General features: G+C 68.8%; 29 protein-coding genes. 22 read left to right on the plus strand and 7 right to left on the minus strand.

Features of this window, described 5'->3' with window-relative positions; translation table 11 throughout:
* Positions 1-224 precede the first annotated feature (224 nt).
* The 4 genes from O3139_RS03320 to O3139_RS03335 all read left to right on the plus strand — a co-directional run bounded on the left by O3139_RS03320 (position 225) and on the right by O3139_RS03335 (position 3,785).
* Positions 225-1,016 (plus strand): hypothetical protein, encoded by a 792-nt coding sequence (locus O3139_RS03320; protein ID WP_269515490.1) that lies wholly within the window; start codon positions 225-227, stop codon positions 1,014-1,016.
* A gap of 319 nt (positions 1,017-1,335) precedes the next feature.
* Complete coding sequence (locus O3139_RS03325; protein WP_269515491.1) at positions 1,336-1,686, plus strand: ArsR/SmtB family transcription factor; 351 nt, start codon at positions 1,336-1,338, stop codon at positions 1,684-1,686.
* A gap of 7 nt (positions 1,687-1,693) precedes the next feature.
* Positions 1,694-3,118 carry an alginate export family protein gene (locus tag O3139_RS03330; RefSeq protein ID WP_269515493.1) on the plus strand — a complete coding sequence of 475 codons (1,425 nt, stop codon included), beginning with the start codon at positions 1,694-1,696 and terminating at the stop codon, positions 3,116-3,118.
* Between the two features lie 85 nt (positions 3,119-3,203).
* Positions 3,204-3,785 (plus strand): hypothetical protein, encoded by a 582-nt coding sequence (locus tag O3139_RS03335; protein WP_269515494.1) that lies wholly within the window; start codon positions 3,204-3,206, stop codon positions 3,783-3,785.
* Between the two features lie 10 nt (positions 3,786-3,795).
* Here O3139_RS03335 and O3139_RS03340 read toward each other — a convergent pair whose 3' ends face one another.
* Positions 3,796-4,728 carry a hydroxymethylglutaryl-CoA lyase gene (locus tag O3139_RS03340; RefSeq protein WP_269515495.1) on the minus strand — a complete coding sequence of 311 codons (933 nt, stop codon included), beginning with the start codon at positions 4,726-4,728 and terminating at the stop codon, positions 3,796-3,798.
* Positions 4,725-6,413: an ArnT family glycosyltransferase gene (locus O3139_RS03345; RefSeq protein WP_269515496.1), complete on the minus strand. Its 1,689-nt coding sequence runs from the start codon at positions 6,411-6,413 to the stop codon at positions 4,725-4,727. The genes O3139_RS03340 and O3139_RS03345 overlap by 4 nt, the downstream gene beginning before the upstream one ends.
* Before the next feature lie 96 nt (positions 6,414-6,509).
* On the opposite strand from O3139_RS03345, the gene O3139_RS03350 reads away from it, so the two are divergent.
* Both O3139_RS03350 and O3139_RS03355 read left to right on the plus strand, forming a co-directional pair.
* Complete coding sequence (locus tag O3139_RS03350) at positions 6,510-7,241, plus strand: glycosyltransferase family 2 protein (RefSeq protein WP_269515497.1); 732 nt, start codon at positions 6,510-6,512, stop codon at positions 7,239-7,241.
* 94 nt (positions 7,242-7,335) lie between these two features.
* Complete coding sequence (locus tag O3139_RS03355; RefSeq protein ID WP_269515498.1) at positions 7,336-7,761, plus strand: hypothetical protein; 426 nt, start codon at positions 7,336-7,338, stop codon at positions 7,759-7,761.
* A 141-nt stretch (positions 7,762-7,902) separates the two neighbouring features.
* Here O3139_RS03355 and O3139_RS03360 read toward each other — a convergent pair whose 3' ends face one another.
* The 3 genes from O3139_RS03360 to trhA form a co-directional block, all read right to left on the minus strand.
* Positions 7,903-8,250: a hypothetical protein gene (locus O3139_RS03360; protein WP_269515499.1), complete on the minus strand. Its 348-nt coding sequence runs from the start codon at positions 8,248-8,250 to the stop codon at positions 7,903-7,905.
* The gene (gene phaR, locus O3139_RS03365; RefSeq protein ID WP_269515500.1) at positions 8,247-8,900 is read right to left on the minus strand and encodes a polyhydroxyalkanoate synthesis repressor PhaR; all 654 of its coding nucleotides are present in this window, start codon (positions 8,898-8,900) and stop codon (positions 8,247-8,249) included. Before phaR ends, O3139_RS03360 begins: the two co-directional genes overlap by 4 nt.
* A gap of 80 nt (positions 8,901-8,980) precedes the next feature.
* Complete coding sequence (trhA, locus tag O3139_RS03370) at positions 8,981-9,691, minus strand: PAQR family membrane homeostasis protein TrhA (protein ID WP_269515501.1); 711 nt, start codon at positions 9,689-9,691, stop codon at positions 8,981-8,983.
* A 182-nt stretch (positions 9,692-9,873) separates the two neighbouring features.
* Here trhA and O3139_RS03375 point away from each other — a divergent pair, with 182 nt between their 5' ends.
* The 11 genes from O3139_RS03375 to O3139_RS03425 all read left to right on the plus strand — a co-directional run bounded on the left by O3139_RS03375 (position 9,874) and on the right by O3139_RS03425 (position 18,905).
* Positions 9,874-11,049 carry an acetyl-CoA C-acetyltransferase gene (locus O3139_RS03375; protein ID WP_269515502.1) on the plus strand — a complete coding sequence of 392 codons (1,176 nt, stop codon included), beginning with the start codon at positions 9,874-9,876 and terminating at the stop codon, positions 11,047-11,049.
* Complete coding sequence (locus tag O3139_RS03380) at positions 11,046-11,945, plus strand: class I SAM-dependent methyltransferase (protein ID WP_269515503.1); 900 nt, start codon at positions 11,046-11,048, stop codon at positions 11,943-11,945. Before O3139_RS03375 ends, O3139_RS03380 begins: the two co-directional genes overlap by 4 nt.
* Positions 11,946-11,947: 2 nt before the next feature.
* Positions 11,948-12,712 carry a pseudouridine synthase gene (locus tag O3139_RS03385; protein WP_269515504.1) on the plus strand — a complete coding sequence of 255 codons (765 nt, stop codon included), beginning with the start codon at positions 11,948-11,950 and terminating at the stop codon, positions 12,710-12,712.
* Between the two features lie 87 nt (positions 12,713-12,799).
* Positions 12,800-13,051 (plus strand): type II toxin-antitoxin system Phd/YefM family antitoxin, encoded by a 252-nt coding sequence (locus O3139_RS03390; protein WP_269515505.1) that lies wholly within the window; start codon positions 12,800-12,802, stop codon positions 13,049-13,051.
* Complete coding sequence (locus O3139_RS03395; protein ID WP_269515507.1) at positions 13,048-13,464, plus strand: type II toxin-antitoxin system VapC family toxin; 417 nt, start codon at positions 13,048-13,050, stop codon at positions 13,462-13,464. Before O3139_RS03390 ends, O3139_RS03395 begins: the two co-directional genes overlap by 4 nt.
* Positions 13,461-14,093 carry a phosphoribosylanthranilate isomerase gene (locus tag O3139_RS03400; protein WP_269515508.1) on the plus strand — a complete coding sequence of 211 codons (633 nt, stop codon included), beginning with the start codon at positions 13,461-13,463 and terminating at the stop codon, positions 14,091-14,093. Before O3139_RS03395 ends, O3139_RS03400 begins: the two co-directional genes overlap by 4 nt.
* Positions 14,094-14,174: 81 nt before the next feature.
* Positions 14,175-15,359, plus strand: a complete 1,185-nt coding sequence (gene trpB, locus O3139_RS03405; protein WP_420022344.1) for a tryptophan synthase subunit beta — start codon at positions 14,175-14,177, stop codon at positions 15,357-15,359.
* 2 nt (positions 15,360-15,361) lie between these two features.
* A complete protein-coding gene (locus tag O3139_RS03410; protein ID WP_269515510.1) occupies positions 15,362-15,844 on the plus strand; it encodes a hypothetical protein in 483 nt (160 codons plus the stop codon).
* A complete protein-coding gene (gene trpA, locus O3139_RS03415) occupies positions 15,841-16,671 on the plus strand; it encodes a tryptophan synthase subunit alpha (RefSeq protein WP_269515511.1) in 831 nt (276 codons plus the stop codon). The genes O3139_RS03410 and trpA overlap by 4 nt, the downstream gene beginning before the upstream one ends.
* 9 nt (positions 16,672-16,680) lie before the next feature.
* The gene (gene accD, locus O3139_RS03420; protein WP_269515512.1) at positions 16,681-17,577 is read left to right on the plus strand and encodes an acetyl-CoA carboxylase, carboxyltransferase subunit beta; all 897 of its coding nucleotides are present in this window, start codon (positions 16,681-16,683) and stop codon (positions 17,575-17,577) included.
* Positions 17,578-17,627: 50 nt separating this feature from the next.
* Positions 17,628-18,905, plus strand: coding sequence for a bifunctional folylpolyglutamate synthase/dihydrofolate synthase (locus O3139_RS03425; protein WP_269515513.1), 1,278 nt, complete (start codon positions 17,628-17,630; stop codon positions 18,903-18,905).
* 31 nt (positions 18,906-18,936) lie between these two features.
* Here the strand turns inward: O3139_RS03425 and O3139_RS03430 are convergent, their stop codons facing one another.
* The gene (locus O3139_RS03430; protein WP_269515514.1) at positions 18,937-20,607 is read right to left on the minus strand and encodes a thiamine pyrophosphate-binding protein; all 1,671 of its coding nucleotides are present in this window, start codon (positions 20,605-20,607) and stop codon (positions 18,937-18,939) included.
* Between the two features lie 93 nt (positions 20,608-20,700).
* On the opposite strand from O3139_RS03430, the gene O3139_RS03435 reads away from it, so the two are divergent.
* Positions 20,701-20,838 (plus strand): entericidin A/B family lipoprotein, encoded by a 138-nt coding sequence (locus tag O3139_RS03435; RefSeq protein WP_269515515.1) that lies wholly within the window; start codon positions 20,701-20,703, stop codon positions 20,836-20,838.
* Between the two features lie 64 nt (positions 20,839-20,902).
* Here the strand turns inward: O3139_RS03435 and O3139_RS03440 are convergent, their stop codons facing one another.
* The gene (locus tag O3139_RS03440) at positions 20,903-22,261 is read right to left on the minus strand and encodes a M28 family metallopeptidase (protein ID WP_269515516.1); all 1,359 of its coding nucleotides are present in this window, start codon (positions 22,259-22,261) and stop codon (positions 20,903-20,905) included.
* A gap of 133 nt (positions 22,262-22,394) precedes the next feature.
* Here O3139_RS03440 and O3139_RS03445 point away from each other — a divergent pair, with 133 nt between their 5' ends.
* The 4 genes from O3139_RS03445 (at position 22,395) to O3139_RS03460 (ending at position 26,659) form a co-directional block, all read left to right on the plus strand.
* Positions 22,395-23,441: a S1/P1 Nuclease gene (locus O3139_RS03445; protein ID WP_269515517.1), complete on the plus strand. Its 1,047-nt coding sequence runs from the start codon at positions 22,395-22,397 to the stop codon at positions 23,439-23,441.
* Positions 23,442-23,601: 160 nt separating this feature from the next.
* Positions 23,602-24,372 carry an RNA methyltransferase gene (locus tag O3139_RS03450; RefSeq protein WP_269515518.1) on the plus strand — a complete coding sequence of 257 codons (771 nt, stop codon included), beginning with the start codon at positions 23,602-23,604 and terminating at the stop codon, positions 24,370-24,372.
* A gap of 5 nt (positions 24,373-24,377) precedes the next feature.
* Complete coding sequence (locus O3139_RS03455) at positions 24,378-25,556, plus strand: alpha-hydroxy acid oxidase (protein ID WP_269515519.1); 1,179 nt, start codon at positions 24,378-24,380, stop codon at positions 25,554-25,556.
* Positions 25,553-26,659 carry an S-(hydroxymethyl)glutathione dehydrogenase/class III alcohol dehydrogenase gene (locus tag O3139_RS03460; RefSeq protein ID WP_269515520.1) on the plus strand — a complete coding sequence of 369 codons (1,107 nt, stop codon included), beginning with the start codon at positions 25,553-25,555 and terminating at the stop codon, positions 26,657-26,659. The genes O3139_RS03455 and O3139_RS03460 overlap by 4 nt, the downstream gene beginning before the upstream one ends.
* Positions 26,660-26,692 lie beyond the last annotated feature (33 nt).

The following is a 26,692-nucleotide window of genomic DNA, read 5'->3' on the forward strand; positions in this document are numbered from 1 at the left end:
GGGCGCGACTTGTGGGGCGGTCGCGTTTGATGTCGGCGTGGTCCAGCTTCGAAACTGGAAGCGTTGCGTTGAGGGCGTTGCCGACATTGGTGCGGTGCCTGATAACCACTAATCAACCGCACTTTTGAGCTTGAGCAGTGGCAGGCCCCATTCGATTCTACGAGGTCGTATACCGCAAAGCTGATTTGCTTCGCATGCCGCCCCTTGAGCGGCGATATTTCGTCATGCTGGGCCAGCTGTACAACGACTTGGCACAGCTGCTGATGCAGCTCCTATACCACTACCCTTTAGCGTGGTCTGACACTGATCCGATCCCGCTCCGAGCTCGCCGCTCCATCGCGGCCCTGATGACTCTCAGGCACCTCTCAGCACGCCTTTGGGAAGTAAACAGTCTCATTGACGGCCGGTTCAATCAGTTCGTGAAGGGGTATGATACCGACGAAAAGATCAAACCCCTTGTCGGCCGCGTCCGGAGCTATCTGCAAGCTCCCAACGCAGCTAAGGCAGTGCGGCACGCGGCCGCGTCACACTTCGACCAGGCGATGATCGACGCCGGAATCGAAGCGATGGATGACGACGCAGATCTTCGAGATTTTTTCACCCACTCGGCAGGCAACATGACGTTCGACGGGGCCGATACCGTTCTGTTGTGGGGAATAATGCAGGAGCTAGCCAAAGTCTGGGGCGAAACGAGTAGGGAGCCTTTTGCAGTTCTACAGAAGCTGGCGTTAGAGCTGCGGGACGCATCGAGCTGGGTTCTCGACATGGCGGTGCCTCTCTTATCAGCCATTTATAAGCGCCATTTGGCTGACCCTTTCAAAATATCGTCCGTCAAGATCCTCTTAGATCAGCCGGAAGCCGAAGAAATTTCGGCGCCGGTTTTCCTCCACGGCCCGAACGAGAAAAGCGATGAAGCACAGGCAGTCTTGAACGCAGCTGCCCGTCGTGCAGCCTTACAATATCCGGGCGAGGGTATGACGCCTTGGGAGCTGTTTCAGGCCGATGCTGGTCGATAAGGCCGCGTGCCATTGGCACTCCACTTCGCACACGCGGTTGGCCGCCGGTCGCAAAACCCGAGACTTCAAGAAGGTTGGGCCGCGGAGGTCTCTCCTACCCCCCGACCGATTCTGATGCGCCCCCGTGCCATCCTCCCGGCATGTCCGACCCTTACCGCATCCGCAGCCCCGAGACCTGGGAGGTCGCGCGTCTGGCCTATCTGGAGGGGTGCAGTGCCTACGCGGTCTGCGGGCGGTTCGATCCGGGGCCGTCATCCATTCGCAGGCGCGCGCGCCCAAATCCGATTGCACGATCCAACATTTCTAGTATTGTCGAATAATGGAATCGAAAGCTGCCGTCTTCAGCCTGTCCGCCCTCGCCCACGAAGGCCGTCTGGCGGTCTACCGGATGCTCATCCAGGCGGGGCGGGACGGTATGGCGGCGGGCGAGATCGCGCGCCGGCTGGGCTCGCCGCCGAACACCCTGTCGTCCAACCTCAACATCCTGTCCCACGCCGGCCTCGTGGACAGCCGGCGTGACGGCCGGTCCATCATCTACACCGCCCGGTACGAGACGATGACCCGGCTGCTGGCCTTCCTGATGGAGGACTGCTGCGACGGCTCGCCCGAAATCTGCGCCCCGCTGACCGACCGGGTCGCCCGCAGCCAATGCCTCGCCGACGTCGCGTGATCTGACCATGCCCCTGTTAAAGCGTCGTTCGACCGGCGCGGCGGTGTGCGCCGTATTGTGCAGCCTTCCGGGCTTGACGTCGGCGGGTGCCGCCCGGGCGCAGACCGCCAGTCCCCAGACGGCGGTGTCGCCCTGGTCGCTCCGGCGGGTCGTCGGTGCCGATGACCGTCTGAAGCTGTCCGCCACCGCGCGCTTCCGCTTCGATACGATCGACGGGCAACCACGCCCCGGCTTCAACGCCAGCGACGACGTCCGGAACCTGCGCACGACCCTGTTCGCCGAATACGACGCCGGCCCGGTCCGGTTCGGTACCGAGCTGTACGACAGCCGGGCCTACGGCGGCGATGCCCGTACGCCGATCAGCACCAATGAGGTCAATGTCGCCGAGGTCGTCCAGGCCTATGCCGCCGTCGACCTTGATGCGCCCTTTGGAACCGGAACGACGGCGACCGTTCAGGCGGGACGGTTCGTCCTGAACCTCGGCTCGCGCCGGCTGGTCGCCGCCGACGACTATCGCAACACGACCAATGGCTACACGGGCGTTCGCGCCGACATCACAGGGCGGGATGGTCTGCGGGCCACCGTCCTGTATGTCCTGCCGACGCAACGCCTGCCGGACGACCTGCCGTCCCTTCTCGACAACGCCTACGGGGCCGACCGCGAAGGGTCCGACACCCGGCTCTGGGGCGGTGTCGCGACCCGGAACGGCCTGGTCGGACGGGTCGCCGCCGAGGTTTCCTACCTCCGGTTCGACGAGCGGGACAATGACACCCGACCCACACGCGACAGGGCGCTCGATACGTTCGGCGGTCGCGTCTTCAGGCCGGCCTCGGTGGGCTCCTGGGATTTCGAGGTCGAGGCCTTCCGGCAGTGGGGTTCGATCAGCGCCAGTAATGCCCCGACGGCGGCGACGCTGGACGTGTCGGCCGGGTTCTTTCATGCCGATGTCGGCTACAGTTTCGACCGGCCCATGAAGCCGCGGATTTCGCTCCGTTATGACTGGGTCAGCGGCGACCGGCCTGGCCAGACCTACGAACGGTTCGACACCCTCTACGGAATGCGCCGCGCCGAGATCGCGCCATCCGGCCTCTACAATGCGGTGGGCCGCGCGAACCTGTCGTCGCCCGCCGTCAGGGTGGAATGGCTGCCGACGCCCGCGACGGATGTCTTCATCAGCTATCGGCCCCTGTGGCTGGCGTCCCGGACGGACAGCTTTTCGACCAGTTCGGTAAGGGATGTCACCGGCCGCTCGGGCGCATTCGCTGGCCACCAGATCGAACTTCGTGTGCGGCACTGGCTGGTGCGTGACGCGCTTCGGCTGGAGGTCGGGACGCTCCACCTCGCCAGGGGTCAGTTCCTGAAGACCGCACCGAACGCGCCGGATACCGGCGACACGACCTACAGCTCGCTGAACGTCACGGCATTCTTCTGAACTTCGGGTGTTTTCGGACAGAGCCCCGTCAGCCTCACGGTTGCCCCGACCGATTCTGACGCACCCCCGTGCCATCCTTCCCGGCATGTCCGAGCCCTATCGCATCCGCAGCGCCGAGACCTGGGACGCCGCGCGTCTGGCCTATCTCGACGGGTGCAGTGCCGACGAGGTGTGCGGGCGGTTCGATCTGGGGCTGTCGGCCTTCAGGAAGCGGGCTAAGGCGGAGGGCTGGCGCCGGGCCGATCAGGCGGAGGCCGAACCCTTCGATGATGCGGACGCCGCCGCGGACAACGGGGACGACCTGCCCGATATGGACGATCAGGCCCTGGCCGATCTGGCCCGTCGCCGGATGGGGGTGGCGGCGCGGCGCGGGGCGGTGACCGAGGCCCTGCGCTGGGCGCGTCTGCGCGATTTCGCCCTGCGCCAGATGCGGGATCAGCAACGGCTCTCTGCCCGCCTCGCGGCCCCCGATCCCGACGACCCCCCGCCGCCCCTGCCTCAACCCGTCGAAAAACAACGCGAAAACGCCGTGGCCATCCTCGCCCGCGCCCGCGCCGATCTGCAGAAAGTGCACAAAGTCCACTCGAATTCGGGCGAGGCGCCGCGCCTCAACCGCACCGAACGCCGCCGCCTCAAGCGGATGAAGAAACAGACCGGCCCGCCGTGATGGCGGACCGTCAGACCCCCCAACCGCCCGCCCGGCTGAGCGCGCTCGGCGTCGGGCGACCGATCCTTTCGCCGATCCACCGCGCGGTGCGGATCAGCGCGTCCAGGTCATAGCCGGTCGCATAGCCGGCTCGCTCCAGCATATAGACCAGGTCCTCGGTGGCGACGTTGCCGGTGGCGCCCGGCGCGAACGGGCAGCCGCCGATGCCGCCGACCGAGGCGTCCAGCACATCGACCCCCGCCTCGACCGCCGCATAGGCATTGGCCACCCCGGTGTTCCGGGTGTCGTGGAAATGCAGGCGCAGGGTCGCCTCGGGCGCGGCGGCGCGGGCCGCCTCGATCTTCCGGGTCACGCTCCACGGATCGCCGACGCCGATGGTGTCGGCCAGACCGATCTCGACGACCCCCAGCGCACCGAGCGCGCCGACCAGATCGGCGACCTGACCCACGGACACCTCCCCGTCGAACGGACAGCCCCAGACGCACGACAGGGTCGCCGACAGCCCCGGCACCGGCGTCTCCGCCCCGTCCGAATTGTGCCGACGCGCCAGAATCTCCGACAGCATGGCCACCTGGGCCCGCACATCCAGCCCCTGGTTCTTCAGCCCGAAGCCGTCGGTGACCGACAGGGACACATTGACCTCGTCCACCCCGGTCCCCAGCGCCCGGTCGTATCCCTTGCCGTTCAGCACCAGGCCGATGCGGCTGCGACCGGGGGTGGGGGCCCCGTCTTCACGAGAGAGCGCGGCCATGACCTCTTCGGCCCCCGCCATCTGGGGCACCCGCCCGGGATGGACGAAGCTGACCGCCTCGATCCGCCGCGCGCCCGCCGCCTCCAGCCGCGTGACCAGCTCCGCGCGCGTGGCGGGGTCCAGCACCGCCGTCTCGTTCTGCAGCCCGTCGCGGGGGCCGACCTCGACGATCTGGATCGGACGCGGGCTCATGGCCTCGGCTCCGTCCCCGCCCCGGGCGGCGCATAGACGGTCAGGCGCACGTCGTCGCCGCTGGAATAGTTGTGGCCCGTCACCACCGCCACCGCCCGGCCCGGCACGGCGGTCCCGGCCGTCGCCGCGCGAAAGGCGTCCGCGTCCCCGTCCTCGACGATGGCGGGCCGCCCCTCGGCCAGGGCTCTGGCCGCCCCCGCCGCGTCGGTCAGTTCGGTGGCGCGTCCGTTCAGGAAGACGAAGCTGGGCTCATGGAAGCTGGTGATCGCCACCGGCCCGGGGACCAGGCCCTGCTTGGGGGCCAGGCCGTGGTCGATCAGCGCCGCCTCCAGCCGGGGCGCGATGGCCAGCGGCCGCAGCTGCCGGATCGTCCCGGCCAGCGCCGCATGGGCCAGAACACCGAAGCCGATGGCGACCAGCAGCCCGGTGACCGCCGCCCGGTTCAGCAGCAGGAAGCCGCCGATCAGCGCTGCCGTGACCGCGCTGACGATGGTGATGGTCGCCCAGGTCTGGGCCGTGGAGGTCCCGTAGGCCGTCAGGCCATAGACGGTGATCCCGCTGACCACGACGGCCCCGAACACTGCCAGCCCCGCCCCGGACCTGCGTGACACCTTGCCGATCGGCCGCGTCAGGGCCGCGGCCATCAGCAGGGCGAGGGCCCCGAAGGTCGGCAGCGTATAGTGGGGCAGCTTGGTCGGCGTGGCCTCGAAGATCAGCCAGGCCGGCACCAGCCAGCAGACCAGGAACCGGATCGCCGGCTCGGCCCGACGGCTCCACCCGCTCGACAGGGCCGCCGGCAGCAACAGGGTCGCCGGAAACAGCAGCAGCGGCGACAGCAGCAGATAGGAGCCGGGCCAGGCTCCGTGGCTCTCCTGACCGCCCGCGACCTTGGACGCCATGTCGCCGATCAGGGCGTCGCGCCAGAAACCGCCGTCGGTGGCGATGGTCACCGCGATGGCCCAGGGCCCCACGATCAGCACGACCAGTGGAATGCCCCAGCCCCAGCCCAGCCGCTTCAGCCAGGCCCAGCTGCGATCCCAGATCGACAGCGACAGGGCGGCGGGCACGATGACCAGCAGGCCGATCGGACCCTTGATGAGGATGGACAGCCCCAGCCCCAGCCACAGCATCAGCTTGTAGGGCCGCTGCACCGGATCGCCCTTCACCAGCGGCGCGACCTTCGAGGCCATATACAGCCGCGCCAGTCCGGCCATAGCCAGGGTCACCGACCCGCACAGCATGGCGTCGGTCTTGGCGATCCCGGCCTCGGACGACAGCAGGAAGGTGGTCCCGAGGATCGCCCCCGCCAGGAATCCCGCCCGCGCCCCGAACAGGGCCGACCCCATCCAGGCGCAGGCCCAGGCCGCCAGCATGGCCCCCAGCAAGGACGGGATGCGATAGGGGGCGATGTCCCGGTTCTCGACCCTCGACGTCAGGGAGACGGCCGCCGCCTGCATCCAGTAGATGCCGACCGGCTTCTTCCAGCGCGGCTCGTCCTGGAAGCGGATGTCGACATAGTCGCCGCTCTCCAGCATCTGCGAGGTCGCCTGGGCATAGCGGCTCTCGTCGCGGTCCAGCGGCGGCAGCAGCAGCAGCGACGGCAGGCCGGCGATCAGCGCCAGCAGCGCCGCCAGCAGCGGCCCACGCCATCCGGCGATATAGCGATCCAGGTCGGGTCGGGTCATGCGACGTTGCTAACACGAAGATCGACGGGGCGTCATGGCTCAAGCCGCGCGCGTGCACCGTGGCGCTGATCCCCGATTCCCGGTTAGACACGAACCATGAGCAGCGCCGAGACCCCCGATATCTCCGTCGTCGTCCCCGTCCACAACGAGGCGGGTGCCGCCGGACCGCTGGCGCGCGAGATCGCGGCCGCCTTCGCCGGGCGGTCCTACGAGATGATCTTCGTCGACGACGCCAGCCGCGACACCACCCTGGCCGAGCTCCGGGCCCTCGGCACCGAACTGCCGACCCTGCGCGTCCTGGCGCACCAGACCAATGCGGGCCAGAGCCGGGCCGTCCGCACCGGCGTGCTGGCGGCCAGGGGCGCGATCGTCGTCACCCTGGACGGCGACGGCCAGAATCCGCCCGCCGATGCCCCCGGCCTCGCCGATGCCCTGATCGCCGCCCCGCCCCAGGTCGCCCTGGTCGGCGGGGTGCGCCAGAAGCGTCAGGATTCCGAGGCCAAGCTGTGGGCCTCGCGCTGGGCCAACCGGATTCGCAAGAACCTGCTGGGCGACGACGCCGACGACACGGGCTGCGGGCTCAAGGCCTTCCGCCGCGACGTCTTCCTGCGGCTCCCGTATTTCGATCACATCCACCGCTACCTCCCGGCCCTGGTGATCCGCGAGGGGTATGAGAACCGCTACCTGCCCATCAGCCACCGCCACCGCGAGACGGGCCAGTCGAAATACACCAACTGGGGCCGGCTGCGGGCCTCGTTCACCGACCTGCTGGGCGTGATGTGGCTGAAGTCGCGGTCGCGAAAGCCCGGGCCTGTCACGGAATTCTGACTTCGTCTGTCAGGCGAGCGAGCATGGCCGTATGCATCGAACCGGGGTATGTATCGTTAACAAGCTCGGCTGTTGAACCCCGAAGGACCGATCCATGCTGATTGCCCTGCCTCTGCTGGCCATCCCGGTGGTGCTCTACAATCTGGTGGTCCTGTTCGGAGCCGGGAACGGAGGGCTGGCCGCCGCCGACGAGACCCTGCATCAGGCGATGTTCTCCATCCCCATGGCGTCGGGGGCCAGCTGGAACGTGAGCGTGGGCGACCTGATCCTGTTCCTGTCGCTGATCCTGCTGTTCTTCGAGCTCTTGAAGTCGACCTCGAGCCAGAAGGTCGCCATCGTCAATCACGCCCTGTCGATGGTCGTGTTCGTGGTCTGCCTGGTGGAGTTCCTGCTGGTGCGCGGCTTTGCGACCTCGACCTTCTTCCTGATCATCACCATGGTGCTGCTGGACGTCCTGGCCGGCTTCATCGTCACCATCATCTCGGCCCGCAAGGACCTCGACTTCGGCGGCGGTCACTGAGGTCTAAAGCAGCGCCGTGAACAGCAGCGAGACGACGATTACGTCAAAGGCGCGGGCGGCGAAGGACAGGGTCATGGCGAGGTCCGAAAGGCGACAGGTCGCCTGACCGACTGCAAGGTCCGGGCCAGCCCGGCCGGGGCGTCAGACGTCCGTCTTCCTGACCAGGCCCGACGGCGGGCGGCGGTCGTTCTCGCCCGAATATTCGTTGCCCAGATAGCTGGCGCGGGCCGAATTCAGCACCGGCGGCCCGCCCTTCAGACCCTTCCGCTGCCCCGTCTGACCCATCAGCTGGGCAGAGAAGGCCGCCGCCGGATCGGCCGGCGCCGTCGCCTCGGCAGCCCTTGCCGGGTGGGGTGGTTCATCCACGACCTCGCCGACCGGCACCAGCTCGCGGCTGTTCGAGCCCGCCCGCCGTTCCGCCTCGCGCCGCTGGGCTTCGCGGCGATCGCGCTCTGCCACCGGGCGGACGGGGCGGACGCCGTCGGTCATGCCTTGTCCGGGCCCCTCGGAGCAGAGGCGAGGCGGTCGATCTGGGCCCGCATCTCGTCCATCTGGCGACGCATCTCGTCCAGCGGATTGGCCGCCGCCGGCTCGGCCGGAGCGGACGCGGGGGTCTCGCCCCCGGGACGGCCATAGGCGAAGGCCGGGAACATCTTCATCGCGTTCTCGAACATGGCCATGTTCTGCTTGACCGCCGCCTCCATCAGGCTGCCGCCCATCAGGCCACCGGCGGGCGTGGCCCCGAAGGCCCTGGTCATCTGGTCGCGGAACTGTTCCTGCTGACGCGAGAAGCTCTCCAGCGACATCTCCAGATAGCTGGGCAGGACCCCTTCCATCTGGCCGCCGTAGAAGCCGATCAGCTGGCGCAGGAACTGGACCGGCAGCAGGGCCTGGCCCCGGCTTTCCTCCTCGAAGATGATCTGGGTCAGGATCTGGCGCGTCAGTTCCTCGTTGGTCTTGGCGTCGAACACCACGAAATCGGTGCCCTCGCGGACCATGGTCGCCAGATCCTCCAGCGTCACATAGGCCGAGGTCGAGGTGTTGTAGAGGCGGCGGTTGGCGTATTTCTTGATGACCACGGCCTCGCCGGCCTTGCCGGTGTCCTTGGTCTTCCTGCCGGGGGTATTGCTGTCGGCCACGGGGGCGCATCCTCGCTGTTGCAGCCCGCGTTATCCCGCAGCGCGAAGCGGGACGCCAGTGGGCATGTGACGGTTCGGTATCAGGCCAGGTTGGGGGCCAGGACCACACCGACCAGCACGGCCGCCCAGTGGACGCCAGCGCCCGCCACGACGAATCCGTGCCAGATGGCCCGGCGATACTTCACCTTGGGCGAGATGAAGATCAGCACGCCCGACGTATAGATCAGCCCGCCCAGCACCAGCAGGGCCAGGGCGACCGGATTGACGGTGTCGATCATGGGCTTCAGCGCGATCACGGCCAGCCAGCCGAAGACGACATAGACGCCGCTCCAGAAGGTGTCCGAGATCCGGGGCGCGACCAGCTTGGCGCCGACGCCGGCAAAGGCGATGGCCCAGACCATGACCGTGAAGCCGATGGCCCACCATCCCTCGAAACGCTGGGTCGTGAAGGGGGTGTAGCTGCCCGCGATCATCAGGAAGATCGCCGCCTCGTCCAGCCGCCTCAGCACCGGCCGCGCCTTGCCGGGTCGGGTCAGGTTGTAGACGGTGGAGGCTGTCAGCATGGCCACCAGACACAGGGCATAGATGCCGGTCGCCGTCGCGGCGCCCACCCCGCCGTAGATCGCCGACAGGATGGCCAGGACCAGACCGCCGACAGCCGCCAGGGTCAGGCCGACGACATGGACGACCAGATCGGCGGTGTGTTCGGCGCGCGACTGGTAGTGCTCCTCCAGATCGATCTGATCGGGGGTGCAGATGCGGGCGGCGTGGCGCTTCAGAGTATTCAGCATGGGTCACCAGTTCGGCGGTTCTGCCTGATGTTCCCCGGATAGTGACGCAACCTCATGACTTTCACCTGAACGAGAATCGTACAGGTGACGAATGCCGCGCGATGCGGCAGAAACGCCACGAAACCCTACCCCCGGCCTAACGGGCACCCCGCCCGTCAAGACCCGATCAAGGACTCCCAGCCATGACCGACGTCGTCATCGTCTCCGCCGCCCGCACCCCCGTGGGTTCCTTCCTCGGCACCCTGTCGTCCCTGCCGGCTTCCAGGCTGGGCGAGATCGCCATCAGGGCCGCGCTGGAGCGGGCGGGGGTCGATCCGGGCGAGGTGGACGAGGTCATCCTGGGCCACGTTCTGCAGGCCGCCGCCGGTCAGGGGCCTGCGCGCCAGGCCTCGATGGGGGCGGGCATCCCGAAGGAGACGCCGGCCTGGAGCCTGAACCAGATCTGCGGCTCGGGCCTGAGGGCGGTGGCGCTCGGCTATCAGCAGATCGCCTTGGGGGACGCCAGGATCATCGTCGCCGGCGGACAGGAGAGCATGAGCCAGGCGCCGCACGCCCAGCACCTGCGCACCGGCCACAAGATGGGCGACCTCGCCTTCACCGACACCATGATCAAGGACGGCCTGTGGGACGCCTTCAACGGCTACCACATGGGTCAGACGGCAGAGAACATCGCCGAAAAGCATCAGATCAGCCGCGCCGCCCAGGACGCCTTCGCCCTGGCCAGCCAGCACAAGGCCGAGGCTGCCCAGACGTCCGGCAAGTTCGACGAGGAGATCGTCCCGGTCGTGATCGCGGGAAAGAAGGGCGACGTCACCGTCGACAGGGACGAATACATCCGCCACGGCGCGACGCTGGAATCGATGGAAAAACTGCGTCCGGCCTTCACCCGGGACGGCTCGGTCACCGCTGCCAACGCCTCCGGGCTCAACGACGGTGCGGCGGCGCTGGTGCTCATGTCGGCCGATGACGCGAAGGCGCGAGGTCTGGAACCTCTGGCCACCATCCGGTCATGGGCCACCGCCGGCGTCGATCCGGCCATCATGGGCACGGGGCCTATCCCGGCGTCCCGCAAGGCGCTGGAAAAGGCCGGCTGGACCGTCGCCGACCTCGACCGCGTCGAATCCAACGAGGCCTTCGCCGCCCAGAGCCTGTGCGTGCTGAAGGAACTGGGCCTCGATCCAGCGAAGGTGAACGTCAACGGCGGGGCCATCGCCATCGGCCACCCGATCGGGGCCTCGGGCGCCCGCATCCTGACGACACTGCTGCATGAGCTGAAGCGTTCGGGCGGCGGAAAGGGTCTGGCGACCCTGTGCATCGGCGGCGGCATGGGCGTGGCCATGTGCGTGGAGCGGGCTTGACCTCCATCCTCTACGGTCGCCCGCCGCTGGTCTTCGATCCGCCCGGTGCCGCGACCCAGACCTCGCCCCTGATCCCCGGCTCGACGTCGCTGGAAAGCCTGCCGGACGGCGCGGTCGAGGGCGCCATGATCTACGCCCCGCCCGGTGTGCTGGAGCGACGCTACACCCTGGCCCAGACCCTGCGCGTCCTTAAGGTCGGCGGGCGGCTCGACGTGGTGGCCCCCAAGGACCGGGGCGGGTCTCGCCTGAAGAAGGAACTCGAGGCCTTCGGGCTGGAGGTCGGCGAAACCGCCAAGGCGCACCACCGGCGTTGCGTGGTGGTGAAGCCCGGGCGCGTGACCGGGATCGACGCGGCGATCCGCGCCGGGGCCTTGCAGCAGGTCGAGGGACTGGAGGCCTGGTCCCAGCCCGGCCTCTTCGCCTGGGACCGGATCGACGCCGGCTCGGCCCAGCTGGCGGCGCACGTGCCACCGCTGAAGGGCGCGGGTGCCGATCTGGGCTGCGGCCACGGGGCGCTGGCCACCGTCGTCCTGCGATCCGGTGCCGTGACCGCGCTCCGGCTGATCGACCTCGACCGACGCGCGATCGAGGCGGCGCGGCGCAATGTCGGGGACCCGCGCGCCACCTTCGAATGGGCCGATGTCCGCACGCTGGCGGCGGCGGGCGATCTGGACTTCATCGTCTCCAACCCGCCGTTCCACGACGGCGGTGCCGAGGACCGGCGGCTGGGCCAGGCCTTCATCCGCAAGGCGGCAGAGATGCTGAAAAAGGGCGGCAGCCTGTGGCTCGTCGCCAACCGGCACCTGCCCTATGAGGCCGAACTGAAGACCGCCTTCCGCCGCGTGACGCCGGTCACGGACGGCGGAGGATACAAACTGTTCGAGGCGGTGAAGTGAACATGACCCGCCCGGGCTCGACTGGCGGGAAGCGCGGCAGCCCACCCACAAGCCGCGTGGACAAGCTGCTCGGCTCCATGGGCTACGGCTCGCGGTCCGAGATCTCGCGGCTGGGCAAGGTCGGGGGTATCGTGCTGGACGGGGCCGACCTGACCGATGTCTCCCGGCGGATCGCGGTCACCCCCGACCTGCCGGACCGGATGCAGGTCGACGGTCGCCCGCTCGATCCGCCCGCCGGTCTGGTGCTGATCCTGAACAAGCCGCTCGGCATGACCTGTTCGCACAAGGAGGACGGCGATCTGGTCTATGACGTCCTGCCCGACCGCTGGCGGCGACGCGATCCGGCGATCTCGACCATCGGGCGGCTGGACAAACAGACGTCTGGCCTTCTGCTCCTGACCGACGACGGCGACCTGCTCCACCGGGTCATCTCGCCCAAACGCCATGTCGCCAAGGTCTATCGCGCCACCCTGGCCCGGCCGCTGGATGGGAGCGAAGGCGATGTGTTCGCGGCCGGAGGTCTGGTGCTGGAGGGCGAGGACAAGCCCCTGGCCCCGGCCGTGCTGGAGGTCCTGTCGCCGACCGAGGCCCGCCTGACGGTGACCGAGGGCCGCTATCACATGGTTCGGCGGATGTTTGCCGCCGTGGGCAACCACGTCGAGGCCCTGCACCGGGAGCGGGTCGGCGGGCTGGCGCTGCCGGACGACCTGGTCCCCGGCGAGTGGCGGTTGGCGCGCGAGGCGGAAATCGGATCGATCCTTGCCTGACAGGACCGGCATTCGTGCCTCACTCCGACGAGGGGTGTGACCGGGACTGATCTGGACGATGGCCATGCAGATGGCTATGTTCCGGGGATGAGCGAATACTCTATCGCCATGGCGAAGGACCAGCTACCGCGCATCATCGACCGGATGCTGGACGGCGAAACCGTGACCATAACGCGGCGGGGTCGTCCTGTTGCGCGAGTGATCCCGATCGAGCCTGAACGTCCGGCCTCCCGGTGTATCGACGTTCAGGCGCTCCGGCGCCTGCGCGAAGCCGGTTCGACGGGAAAGACCCCCGTCATCGACACGGTTCAGGCCATGCGTGACGACTACCGCTATTGAACGTCGTCCTGGATACGAGCGTGCTTGTGGCGGCATTCACCGAGGATGCCCATTCCCTCGAGGCTGAAGCGTGGCTGGACCGGGATGCGCCTTTCCTGGTTTCGGACTGGGCGGCGGCGGAGTTCAGCGCGGCGATCCGGACCAAGGTCCGCCAAGGGTATCTCAAGGTCGAACTCGTCCCTGAAGTTGAAGCCATCTTCGATTCATGGACACGCGATCAGGGCGGCAAATATCCTGTGCAAGCGAGCGATCACGTGTCGGCCCGGCTGCTGGTCGTCCGGCATGAAAGGCTGCGCGCTCCCGACGCCCTGCATCTCGCGATCGCCCTGAGGCTGAATGCTGCAATCGCAACCTTCGATCGGTGCCTGCAACAGGCGTCGCTGGTTGAAGGCATGCCGGCATTCGCTCCATGACCCGGGTCAAGATCTGCGGCCTGACCACGCCCGAAACCCTGGACGCCGCCCTGGACCATGGGGCGGCCTTCGTCGGCGCGGTGTTCTTCGGCCGGAGCCCCCGCAACATCACGCCCGAGGATGCCCGGCCGTTGTTCGAACGCGCCCGCGGCCGGGCCGGGATCGTGGCGGTGACCGTCGATGCCGACGACGACCTGCTGAGCCGCATCGGGGCCCATCTGCGGCCCGATTTCGTCCAGTTGCACGGGCGCGAGAGCGTGGCCCGGGCGCATGAGGTGCGTCGGCTGACGGGGGCGGGGATCGTCAAGGTCCTGTCGGTCTCCATCCCCGCCGATCTCGACGCCGCCGACGGCTGGGAGGACCACGCCGAGCACCTGATGTTCGACGCCCGACCACCCTCTGGCTCCGACCTGCCCGGCGGGGTCGGGGCCAGTTTCGACTGGGCCATGATGCGGGACCGGTCCTTTCGCCACGACTGGTTCCTGGCCGGGGGTCTGACGCCCGACAATGCTGCTGCGGCTGCGGCGATCAGCGGCGCTCCCCTGCTGGACGTGTCCTCTGGCGTCGAAAGCGGCCCCGGTGTTAAGGACGCGGCCCGGATCGCGGCCTTCCTGCAGGCCGTGGCCTGATCATTTCTCCCCGCCGCATTTCCGGCACGCCTTGCGTGAAAGCTGTCGCCCGTGAACGCCATCATCCCCAACGAATATGCGATGCCCGACGGCGAAGGCCGGTTCGGCCCCTATGGCGGCCGGTTCGTGGCCGAGACCCTGATGCCGTTGGTGCTGGAGCTGAACCAAGCCTATGAGCGCTGCAAGGCCGATCCGACCTTCCAGGCCGAGCTGGACGACTATCTGACCCACTATGTCGGCCGACCCAGCCCGCTGTATCTGGCCCAGCGCCTGACCGATCACTACGGGGCCGCGAACATCTGGTTCAAGCGCGACGAGCTGAACCACACGGGCGCGCACAAGATCAACAACTGCATGGGCCAGATCCTGCTGGCCATGCGGATGGGCAAGAAGCGGATCATCGCCGAGACCGGTGCCGGCCAGCACGGCGTGGCCACGGCCACCGTCTGCGCCCGCTTCGGCCTGCAATGCGTCGTCTACATGGGTGCCGCCGACGTCCAGCGTCAGTCGCCGAACGTCTTCCGCATGAAGCTGCTGGGGGCCGAGGTCATCCCGGTCACCTCCGGTCGCGGCACGCTGAAGGACGCGATGAACGAGGCGATGCGCGACTGGGTCACCAATGTCGAGGACACCTATTACCTGATCGGCACGGCGGCGGGTCCGCACCCTTATCCGGCCATGGTCCGCGACTTCCAGTCGGTGATCGGCAAGGAGACGAAGGTCCAGATGCAGGCCCGGCGCGGCAAGCTGCCCGATGCCGTGGTCGCGGCCATCGGTGGCGGCTCCAATGCCATCGGCCTGTTCCACCCCTTCATCGGGGATGCGGGCGTGCGGATGATCGGTATCGAGGCGGCCGGGCGCGGTCTGGACGGCCCCGACCATGCGGCCTCGCTGCAGGGCGGCCGCCCCGGCGTGCTGCACGGCAACCGCACCTATCTGCTGCAGGATGCCGACGGCCAGATCCTGGAGGGCCATTCCATCTCGGCCGGCCTCGACTATCCCGGCATCGGCCCCGAGCACGCCTGGCTGAAGGACATGGGCCGGGCCGAATACCGCGCCGCCACCGACGCCGAGGCGCTGGAGGCCTTCCAGCTGTGCTCGAAGCTGGAGGGGATCATCCCCGCCCTGGAACCCAGCCACGCCCTCGCGCGCATCGGCGAGATCGCCGCCGAGATCGGCGCCGGCGGCGACGTCGTGCTGAACATGTGCGGACGCGGCGACAAGGACATCTTCGCGGTGGCCCGGCATCTGGGCGTGGAGCTTTAGTGATGACGATGCGAATGGCGGCCATGGTCGCTCTGGGGCTCGGTCTGGCCTTGCCGATGGCGGCTGCGGCCCAGACGGCCCCCGCGCCGGCCCCTGCTCCGGCCCCCCGGGGTGTTCCGGTCGAAGCGCCGATCCTTGAGGGTGCCACCCTGGATCCGACCTGCGGCGGGCTTTACGGTCTGGAGGGCAGGGCGTTTTGCGTCACCGCATCCCTCGCCAATATCGGCGCGCTGGCCGACGCCTACATCAGCCACTTCGAAAGCCTGGGCTGGATCGCGGCGGGCGGGGACGACAATCGCGTGGTCTTCGTCAAGCGCAAGGACGGCGGCGGTTGCGACGGCATACAGCTCGAGGCCTTCTACAACACCAACCGCCCGGCCGTGGCCGAGGCCCCGGGCTATATCGGCGTGGCGACCATACCGGGCGATATCTGCACCGCCGCACCGCCGTCGACGCCCGCTCCCGTGACCCCGTCCGCCCCATGACCACATCCCGTATCGACGCCCGTTTCGCCGCGCTGAAGGCCGAGGGCCGGGCCGGGTTCGTGGCCTATGTGATGGCCGGCGACCCCTCGCGCGACGAGGCCCTGGCGATCCTGCGCGGCCTCCCCGCCGCCGGGGCCGACATCATCGAACTGGGCTTTCCGTTCAGCGATCCGATGGCCGAGGGGCCGCCGATCCAGCGCGCGGCCCTGCGGGGGCTCAAGGCCGGCTTGACGCTGAGGGGCACGCTCGACCTGGCCCGCGCCTTCCGCGAAGGGGACGCCGACACGCCCCTGATCCTGATGGGCTATCTGAATCCGATCGAGAGCTACGGCTACGAGGCCTTCGCCCGCGACGCGGCCGCCGCCGGTGTCGATGGCTGCATCGTCGTCGACTGCCCGCCGGAAGAGGCCGATCCCCTGACCGATGCCCTCGACGCGGCCCGGGTCTCCCTGATCCGGCTGGCCACGCCGACGTCCGACGATGCGCGGCTGGAGGTCATCGCGCGGCGCACCTCGGGCTTCGTCTATTACGTCTCCGTCGCCGGGGTGACCGGCGTGAAGGAGGCGCAATCGGCCTCCGTCGCCCCCGCCGTCGAACGCGTCCGCCGCGCCTCGGGCCTGCCGGTCGCCGTCGGCTTCGGGGTGAAGACGCCCGAACGCGCCGCAGAGATCGCCCGGGTCGCCGATGCCGTCGTGGCCGGATCGGTGCTGGTCGACGAGGTCGCCGCCGCCCTCGGCGCGAACGAACCGGTCGCGCCCCGCGTTCTGTCGAAGGTGAAGGCTCTGGCCGACGCCGTGCGCGGTGCACGCATCGCCGAAAACGTCTAGAGACACGGAATGGCCGAAAAGACCCCTCCCAAACCCCCCGAGAAACGCGGCGGCTGGCTCAGCCGCTTCGCCCCCGGCGTGCGCAAGATCGTCAGCCGCCGCGAGACGCCCGACAATCTGTGGGTCAAGGATCCCGACAGCGGCGACATGCTGTATCGCCCGGACCTCGAGACCGCCCTGTGGGTCACGCCGTCCGGTCGTCACATGCGGATCAACGCATCGCAGCGGCTGGGCTATACCTTCGACGGCGGTACCTATGAACCCATCGCGTCGCCCGAGGTGGCCGAGGACCCGCTGAAGTTCTCGGACGGCAAGCCCTATCGCGAGCGGCTGATCGCGGCGCGCAAGGCCACCGGTCTGAAGGACGCCATGTCCATCGGCTTCGGCGATATCGGCGGCACGCCGGCCGTGGCCGTCGTTCAGGATTTCGCCTTCATGGGCGGATCGCTGGGCATGGCGGCGGGTGAAGGCTTCATCGCCGCCGCCCATGCCGCCATTGCCCGCAACGTCCCCCTGGTCTGTTTCACCGCCGCCGGTGGTGCGCGGATGCAGGAAGGCGCGCTCAGCCTGATGCAGATGGCGCGCACCACCCTGGCGGTTCAGGAACTGAAGGACGCCCAGCTTCCCTACGTCGTGGTCCTGACCGATCCGACGACGGGGGGCGTCACCGCCTCCTATGCGATGCTCGGCGACGTGCATCTGGCCGAGCCCGGGGCCCTGATCGGCTTCGCCGGCCCGCGCGTGATCGAGACCACCATCCGCGAAAAGCTGCCACCCGGTTTCCAGCGGTCGGAGTATCTGCAGGAAAAGGGAATGGTCGACCGTGTTGTCCCCCGCGCCGACCTGCCCGAGACGCTCGGCAAGATCCTGTCGATGCTGATGGGCGGACGGCGTCAGGCGGCTTAGTCCCGGCTTCACGCCCTCTTCCTGCTGAACAAGGTAGGGTAAGGGACAGTATGGACCCCGTTTCCGCCCGCCTGCTGGCCCGCCATCCCCAGAAGATCGACCTGTCGCTGGACCGGATGCGGACCCTGTGCGCCGTTCTGGGCCAGCCCCAGATGCAGCTGCCGCCCGTGATCCATGTGGCGGGCACCAATGGCAAGGGATCGACCATCGCCTTCATCCGCGCGATGGCGGAGGCGGCGGGGCTGAAGGTCCATGTCTATACCTCGCCACATCTGGTGCGGTTCAACGAACGGATCCGGCTGGCAGGCGAGCTGATCGCGGACGCGCGCCTGTCCGCCATCCTCGACCGGATCGAGGCCGTGCGCGGCGTGGAGGCTACGGTCTTCGAAACCACCACCGCCGCCGCCTTCGTCGCCATGGCCGAGGTGCCGGCCGACCTGGCCATCATCGAGGTGGGGCTGGGCGGATCGCTGGATGCGACCAACGTCATCGACCGCCCGCTGCTGAGCGTGATCGCGCCGGTCGACTACGACCACGCCGAGTTCCTGGGCACGCGGATCGAGGGCATCGCCGGCGAGAAGGCGGGCATCCTGAAGGCCGGCGCGCGCGGCATCGTGGCCCGCCAGCAGGCGGCGGCGATGGCCGTGATCGAGGCCAGGGCGGCCTCGGTCCTGACGCCGCTGACCGTCATGGGCACGGACTTCGACGCCTGGGCCGAGCGGGGCGGCATGGCCTTTCAGGACCAGGAGCGGTTCCTCGATCTGCCCGCGCCGGGCCTGCGCGGTCCGCACCAGATCGCCAATGCGGGGCTGGCAGTCGCGGTCGCGCTGGAGCTCGACCTGCCCGAGGCGGCGATCGCGGCCGGTATTTCCGGTGCGACCTGGCCGGCGCGGATGCAGCGGCTGAACGCCGGGCCCTATGGCGAGATGGCGCGGGCGGCCGACGCCGAGCTCTGGCTGGACGGCGGGCACAATCCCCATGCCGGGCAAGCCCTGGCGGAGGCGCTGGCCGAGCGTCAGGCCAAAGCCCCGCGACCGCTGGCCCTGATCGTCGGCATGCTGGCCAACAAGGACCACGCGGGTTTCTTCGAGGCCCTCAAGGGCTCGGACGCCCACGTCTTCACCGTCGGCTTCGACGGCGCGGCGGCGGACCCGGCGGCTCTGGCGGCCGTGGCCCGAGGGCACGGCCTGGGGGCCCAGAGCTCGTCCTCGGTCGAGGCGGCACTGAGCCGGGCGCTGCGGCTGGGGGCAGGCCGGGTGGTCATCTGCGGCTCGCTGTATCTGGCCGGCGAGGTGCTGGGGGCAAGCGAGGAGACCTGGCCGATGTAAGTGCCCTTCTCCCGCAAGGGGAGAAGGAGCGTTACTTGCTCCGCAACCCCGTGATCGTGCGGTTCGGTGCGATGTCCTCGGCCGAGGTGATCAGGTGGATCAGCGCCGGACGGTCGCGCGCGGCGTCACGGGCCGCCTGGAGCGCGGCGGGGAAGGCCCCGGTGGTGTCGCAGCGGACGGCGAAGGCCCCGAAGGCCTCGGCGTATCGGACGAAGTCCGGGTTCTTCAGATCCGTGGCCATGACCCGGCGGGGATAGTGCCCCTCCTGGTGCATGCGGATGGTGCCATAGGTGCCGTTGTCGACCACGATGACGATGGTGTTGATGCCGTGCTGGACGGCCGTGGCCAGTTCCTGACCGGTCATCAGGAAGTCGCCGTCGCCCGCGACGCAAATGACCTCGCGATCGGGATGCAGGGACTTGGCGGCCACGGCGGCGGGATAGCCGTAGCCCATCGCGCCCGACGTCGGGGCCAGCTGGGTGCGGCAGGCGCGGTGGCGATAGAAGCGGTGCAGCCAGGCGGCGAAATTCCCCGCTCCATTGGTGATGATCGCGGTCGGCGGCAGGACCTCGCCGAGGTGGGCCATGCACTCCGACATATTGACCGCTCCGGTGACCGGCACCGGGGTCGAGAAGGCCTGATAGTGGGCATGGGCGGCCTGCGCCTGGTCATGCCAGGTGCGGCCGGGCTCCAGCGTCGCCAGGGCGTGGGCCGCCAGGCTGTTGTCGGCGCAGGCGCTGGTCAGGGGCGTCCAGACCCGACCGAGCTCCTCCGCGCCCGGATGGATGTGAACCAGGACCCGGGCGGTGTGCTCGCGAGTGAACAGGGTATATCCCTGCGTCGGGTTCTCCCCCAGCCGCGCGCCCACGGCGATCAGCAGGTCGGCGTCCTTCGCCCGCTTCATCAGCTCCGGATTGCAGCCGAGGCCCAGGTCGCCGGCATAGTTCGTCCGGTCGTTGGACAGGATGTCCTTGCGGCGGAACGACAGGGCGACCGGCAGGCCCAGTCGCTCGGACCAGTCGCCGATGGCGGCGGCGTCCTCAGCGGTCCAGCCGGAACCGCCGAGCACCAGCAGCGGCCGCTCGGCCTTCGACAGGCGTTCCCCCAGATCGGCCAGAAAGGCGGGATCCAGCCCGGCTCTGGCAGGCGTCACCGCCCGGATCGGCTCAGGCCCGCCCGGCGCGTGCAGGATGTCCTCGGGCAGGGCGATGACGACCGGTCCCATCCGTCCCTGCTGCGCCGTGGCGAAGGCGCGTTCGACGATCTCGACGGTGCGGTCCGGGCTTTCGATCTCGGTCGCCCATTTGGCCAGGCCGCCGAACACCTCGCGGTAGTCGACCTCCTGGAAAGCGCCGCGTCCCCGGTCGGCCAGGGCGATCTGGCCGACGAACAGGATCATCGGGGTGGAATCCTGGTGGGCGGTATGCACGCCGATCGAGGCATGGGTCGCCCCCGGTCCGCGCGTGACCATGCAGATGCCGGGCCTGCCCGTCAGCTTGCCATAGGCTTCGGCCATATTGGCCGCGCCCGCCTCATGCCGACAGGTGACGACCTCGATCTCCGGATGATCGACCAGGGCGTCCAGCACCGCCAGATAACTCTCGCCGGGCACGCAGAAGACCCGCGTCACGCCGTTGATGGCCAGGGTCTCGACGAGGCGACGGGCGGCGGTTCCGGGGGGCTGCTGGCGGGTGTCGATCATGCGGCGCGACCTAGCAGATCGACAGGCCTCTTGGCCATGGAACCTGCGGTGACGCCTGACGTTTGCAGAGCCTCACTGTTCGGAGACCTCCCCATGAAGAAGATCATCGCCCTCGGCATCGTCGCCGCCGCCCTGGCTGCGTCGGCCTGCAACACCGTCTCCGGCGTTGGGCGCGACGTGCAGGCCGCCGGTTCGGCCGTGACGAACGGTGCCGAGACTGCCAAAGACTGAAGCGACCGAACGGGCGGGAATGAGGACTGAAAGGCCTTCGTCCCCGCCGTTCCGATATCGGGCGCTACTGCGCCGCAGGCCGCCCGCCCTCGGCCCATTCGGGCGTGAAATCGCCCTCCGCCAGTTCCGACAGCGGCTCGACCAGCGACTGGATCGCGGCGGTCATGAAGTCGAAATTGATGTTGGCGATCGTGTCTTCCGGCGTGTGATAGGTGGGAATGGTCGCCCAGCCCGAGATGGTGTGGGCGACGATGCCACGCTGGGCCAGGGCATAGTTGTCCGACCGCTGGAAGAAGTTCTGCTCCGGATAGGGGTCCGGCCCGATCAGCGCCCCGCGCGCCTTCAGCTCCGGCCCGAAGTTGGAGCGTTCGAACCCGGTCATCATCATCACCCCGGCCGGAAGCTGCGGGTCCTGATCGGCGATCATCTCGATCTCGAGATTGGCCTTCAGCCGCTCCAGCGGCACGGGCGGATGGTTGACGAAATAACGCGAGCCCAGAAGGCCGGCCTCCTCCGCCCCATAGGCGACGAACATCACATTCATCCGGTGCGGTCCGGTGCCCGAAAGCGCGCGCGCCAGCTCGATCACCGCCACGGTGCCCGACGCATCATCGTTGGCGCCATGCATGACCACACCGTCCGACCGGACGCCGAGGTGGTCCAGGTGCGCCGAGACCATCAGCACCGGGCCGTCCGGCTCGGTGCCCGGCAGCCAGCCGATGGCGTTGGTCGTCACGCCGTCTTCGACCGTCGTGGCTCCGGGATCGAAGGATGCCGCGCCTCCCTGGGCCTTCAGGCGCTCCCAGGCGTCCGGCGCGACGACCAGGACCACGGGACCGGCGCGGGCCGGTGTCCCGGCCAGGCGGATGACGGGATCGCGCGCGCCGTTGTCCGACGTGGCCTGGGCGAGGACATCGGTCCGGCGCAGCAGGATCAGCCCGGCCCCGCTGCCCATGGCGGCCCCGAACACGGCACGGACGCCGGGGCCTTCGGGCGGGGCGATCAGCAGGGTCCCGGCCCCCGAGGGGAGGGCGGCGGGATTTTCGGCGACCGTGATCGCCCCCGATGCAGCCGTCAGCCCGCCGGTCAGGATCGCGAAGTCCGTGCCCTGGCTCAGGGTCGTCCCGCCGACCGTGACCGTGGCGGCCCCCGACGGCGTGGTCCGGGTCACCGGCGCCTTCTGCAGATAGCCATCCATGCCGGGCACGGGGGTCAGGCCCGCCAGACGGAACTGGGCGGCGACATAGGCGGCGGCGATGGCCTCGTCCCGCGTCGCGCTGCCGCGTCCCTGCAGCTCGTCCCCGGCCAGGAAGTTCATATGGGCCTCGACCGCATTGCGCTCGATAGTGGTGGTCTGCTGCGCCAGGACCGGCTGGGCCAAGAGGGCGATCAGGGAGACGGCGACGAAGGACAGGCGTTTCATGGCGGTCTCCGTGTGGATCAGACCGCCAGCGTTAGGGGGTCCATCGGCGGGCGGTCAAATGAATCCCTGTTTAGTCTGGACGACCGCCCCGCGCGGTTCTAACCGGCCTTTCGAACCTGTATCGGAGCCCGCCATGAAACGCCTCGCCCTCGCCGCCTCGGTCATGGTGCTGGCCGGAGCCGTCGCCCTGGGCTCCGCGACCGCCGTGGACGCCTGGGGCTCGACGGGGCACCGCACCATCGGCGTTGCGGCGGTCCGCGCCCTGCCCGACGAACTGCCGGCCTTCCTGCGCACGCCCGGCGCAGCCGCCGAGGTGGGCGAACTCTCACGAGAGCCCGACCGTACGAAGGGCGCGGGCCAGCCGCACGACCGCGAGCGCGACACGGCCCACTTCGTCGATCTGGACGACGACGGTCACGTCATCAATGCGCGCGGTCCGACCCTGTCCGAACTGCCCGAGCTGAAGAGCGAATACGACGCCCAACTGCTGGCGGTGGGCATCGAGGTCAATGACGCGGGCTATCTGCCCTATGCCATCATGGACGGCTACCAGCAGCTGGCACGGGACTTCGCGACCTGGCGCGTGCTGAATGCGGCCGAGGCGCGCGAGCTCGATCCGGCGAAGCGCGCCTGGTACCGCGAGGACCGTCTGCGGCGCGAGGCCCTGATCCTGCGCGACATGGGATACCTGTCCCATTACGTCGGCGACGGGTCGCAGCCGCACCATCTGTCGATCCACTACAACGGCTGGGGCGACTATCCGAACCCGGAAGGCTTCACCAACGCGCGCAGCACCCATGGCGCGTTCGAGGGGGGCTTCGTGCGCCGCAATGTCCGTCTGGACGCGGTCGAGGCGGCGATGCCGGCCGCGAACCTGGACGGCTTCGACCTGCGCGCGCGCGTGGCGACCTATCTGAACGGCACGCTGAGCCAGCTGGTGCCCTTCTATCGGCTGGAGAAGACCGGAGCGTTCGCGGCCGATGCAGCGGGCGAACCGCTGGTGTCGGGCGTCGCCTTCACCGATGCGCGGATTGCGGCGGCGGCGGCGGAACTGCGCGACCTGACCATTCTGGCCTGGCGTGACGCCGGCCGCCAGTCGATCGGCTGGCCTTCGGTCAAGGTCGCCGACGTCGAGGCGGGCACGGCCGATCCCTGGCTGGCCATGATCGGCGAGGACTGATCGCTCCTCTGCTCCGCTCATCCCCGCGAAAGCGGGGACCCAGTTCTGTGGGCGATCGACCGTACAAGTGGCACACTGAGGCTGATCCAGCGCTCCATGCCTCGTAAAAGCACTGGGTCCCCGCTTTCGCGGGGATGAGCGGGAGGTTAGGGGAGGTGCAATGATCCTTATCCCTCCCGTCGTCATCCTCGACCGGTCGCAGATGGCCGAGAACATCGGCGCGGTGGCGCGGGTGATGGCGAACTTCGGGCTCGACCGGCTTCGGCTGGTCACGCCGCGCGACGGCTGGCCCCAGGAGCGGGCCTGGGCAACGGCGTCCGGGGCCGACTGGGTGCTGGACGGCGCGACCGTCTTCGACAGCGTGGCGGCCGCCACCGCCGACCTGAACACCGTCTTCGCCACCACGGCCCGGCCGAGAGAGACCCGCCAGCCGGTCCGCACCCCGCGCGAGGCCTCGCGCGTGCTGTATGACGACACGGCGTCCGGCCTGAAGGTCGGCCTCCTGTTCGGAGGCGAGCGGGCGGGGCTGGAAACAGCCGACATCGCCCTGTGCCAGGGTATCGTCACCATCCCCATCGACCCGCGCCACCAGAGCCTGAACCTGGCCCAGGCCGTCGCCATCAACGCCTACGAATGGCGCACCCTGGTGCTCGACGCCCCGCCGCCCAACTTCCGCGAGGGCGACCCGCCGGCCCCGGGCGAACTGGCCGTCGGCATGTATGAGCATCTGGAGCGGGAACTGGACGCTGCCGGCTTCTTCCATCCGCCCGAGAAGACCCGGTCGATGAGCCAGAACCTGCGGGTCATGCTGGGCCGTGCCGCCTTTACCGAGCAGGAGGTCGCGACCTTTCGTGGCGTGATCCACGCCCTGTCCAGGGGCAGGGGGCGGGTGCTGGAGCGACTGGCGCGACAGGCGGCGGACAAGACCTGAGCGCGATGGACCGGACCTTTTCCATCGCCGACCTTCGTGCGCAGGCCCGTCGAAGACTGCCCCGACCGATCTTCGACTATATCGACGGCGGCGCCGACGACGAGCGGGCCCTGGCCAACAACGCCCACGCCTTCGGACACTATGAGATCGTGCCCGATGTCCTGAACGACGTGTCTTCGATCCGCACGGCCTCGACCCTGTTCGGCCAGCCCGTGGCCTGGCCCCTCATGCTGGCACCGACCGGACTGACCCGCATGTTCCATCCGGGGGCGGAGCGTGCCGTGGCGCGGGCGGCGTCACGCCACGGCGTCGCCTATGCCCTGTCGACCATGGGCACGACCCGGATCGAGGACTGGGCCGCAGAATTCGCCGGCCCCCGGGTGTTCCAGATCTATGTCTTCAAGGACCGGGGCCTGACCGCCGAGTTCGTCCAGCGGTGCAAGGCCGCAGGCGTTCATGGACTGGCGCTGACGGTCGACACGCCGGTGGCCGGCAACCGGGAGCGGGACCATCGCAACGGCCTGTCCCTGCCGCCCCGGCTGACGGCGGGCAGCCTGGCCAGCTTCGCCTGCCATCCGGCATGGTCGCTGTCGGCCCTGGGGGGCCGCAGGTTCGAACTGGCCAATGTCAGCCACCGGGTCGACGGCCTGACCCGGGGCTCGATGAGCCTGTTCGATTACATCGGCTCGCAGTTCGACCGGTCGTTGACCTGGAAGGACGTCGAGTGGCTGTCGTCGGTCTGGGGCGGGCCGCTTTCGATCAAGGGGGTGATGACGCCCGCCGACGCGCGTCGCGCCATCGACAGCGGGGCCAGCGGCGTGATGCTGTCCAACCATGGCGGTCGCCAGCTGGACGAGGCACCGGCTCCGGTCGATCAGATCGCCGCCGTCCGCGAAGCCCTGGGTGATGGACCGGAGATCATCTGCGACGGCGGCATCCGGCGCGGCGCCGATGTGGTCAAGGCGCTGGCGCTCGGCGCGAACGGTGCATCGATCGGGCGGCCCTATCTTTACGGGCTGGCCGCGGGCGGCGAGGCGGGCGTTGACCGTGCCCTGACCCTGCTGCGCGCCGGCTTCGAGCGGACACTGACCCTGTCCGGGATCAACGACATTGCCGCCATCCAGTCCCGCCATATAAGGCCGTCCGTGATTCCGTCATCCTCCTCCTCCCGGAGCCCCCAATGAAGACCCGCGCCGCCGTCGCCTTCGAGACCAAACGTCCGCTGGAGATCGTCGAGGTCGATCTGGAAGGCCCGCGTGCCGGAGAGGTGCTGGTCGAGATCAAGGCCACCGGCATCTGCCACACCGATGCCTATACGCTGGACGGCCTGGATTCGGAGGGCCTCTTCCCGAGCATCCTCGGCCACGAGGGTGCGGGCGTGGTGGTCGAGGTCGGTCCGGGCGTCACCTCGGTCGCCGTCGGCGATCACGTGATCCCGCTCTACACGCCCGAATGCCGCCAGTGTAAGTCCTGCCTCAGCAGGAAGACCAACCTGTGCACCGCCATCCGCGCGACCCAGGGCAAGGGCCTGATGCCGGACGGGACCAGCCGGTTCAGCTACAAGGGACAGGCCATCGCCCACTATATGGGTTGTTCGACCTTCTCCAACTTCACCGTCCTGCCCGAGATCGCGCTTGCGAAGATCCGCAAGGACGCGCCGTTCCAGAGCGCCTGCTATGTCGGCTGCGGCGTGACGACGGGCGTGGGTGCGGTGGTCAATACGGCGAAGGTCGAGCCGGGCGCCAACTGCGTGGTCTTCGGCCTGGGCGGTATCGGGCTGAACGTCATCCAGGGCCTGAAGATGGTCGGGGCCGACATGATCGTCGGCGTCGACCTGAACCCGGCCAAAGAGGAATGGGGCCGTCGCTTCGGCATGACCCATTTCGTCAATCCCGGGGCGATCATCGACGTGGTCGCGCACCTGGTCGAGCTGACCGGCGGCGGGGCCGACTACACCTTCGACTGCACCGGCAACACCACGGTCATGCGTCAGGCGCTGGAGGCCTGCCACCGGGGCTGGGGCGAAAGCATCGTCATCGGCGTGGCCGAGGCGGGCAAGGAGATCTCCACCCGCCCGTTCCAGCTGGTCACAGGCCGCGTCTGGCGCGGCTCGGCCTTCGGCGGCGCGCGCGGGCGGACCGACACGCCGCGCATCGTCGACTGGTATATGGACGGCAAGATCGAGATCGACCCGATGATCACCCACACCCTGCCGCTGGAGCGGATCAACGAGGCCTTCGACCTGATGCATACGGGCGAGAGCATCCGCAGCGTGGTGACCTTCTAGGTCCGTTGCATTGAAAAACGGGCTCGGCTAGCG

The sequence above is a fragment of the Brevundimonas subvibrioides genome (genome assembly GCF_027271155.1).
Classification (GTDB): domain Bacteria; phylum Pseudomonadota; class Alphaproteobacteria; order Caulobacterales; family Caulobacteraceae; genus Brevundimonas; species Brevundimonas subvibrioides_D.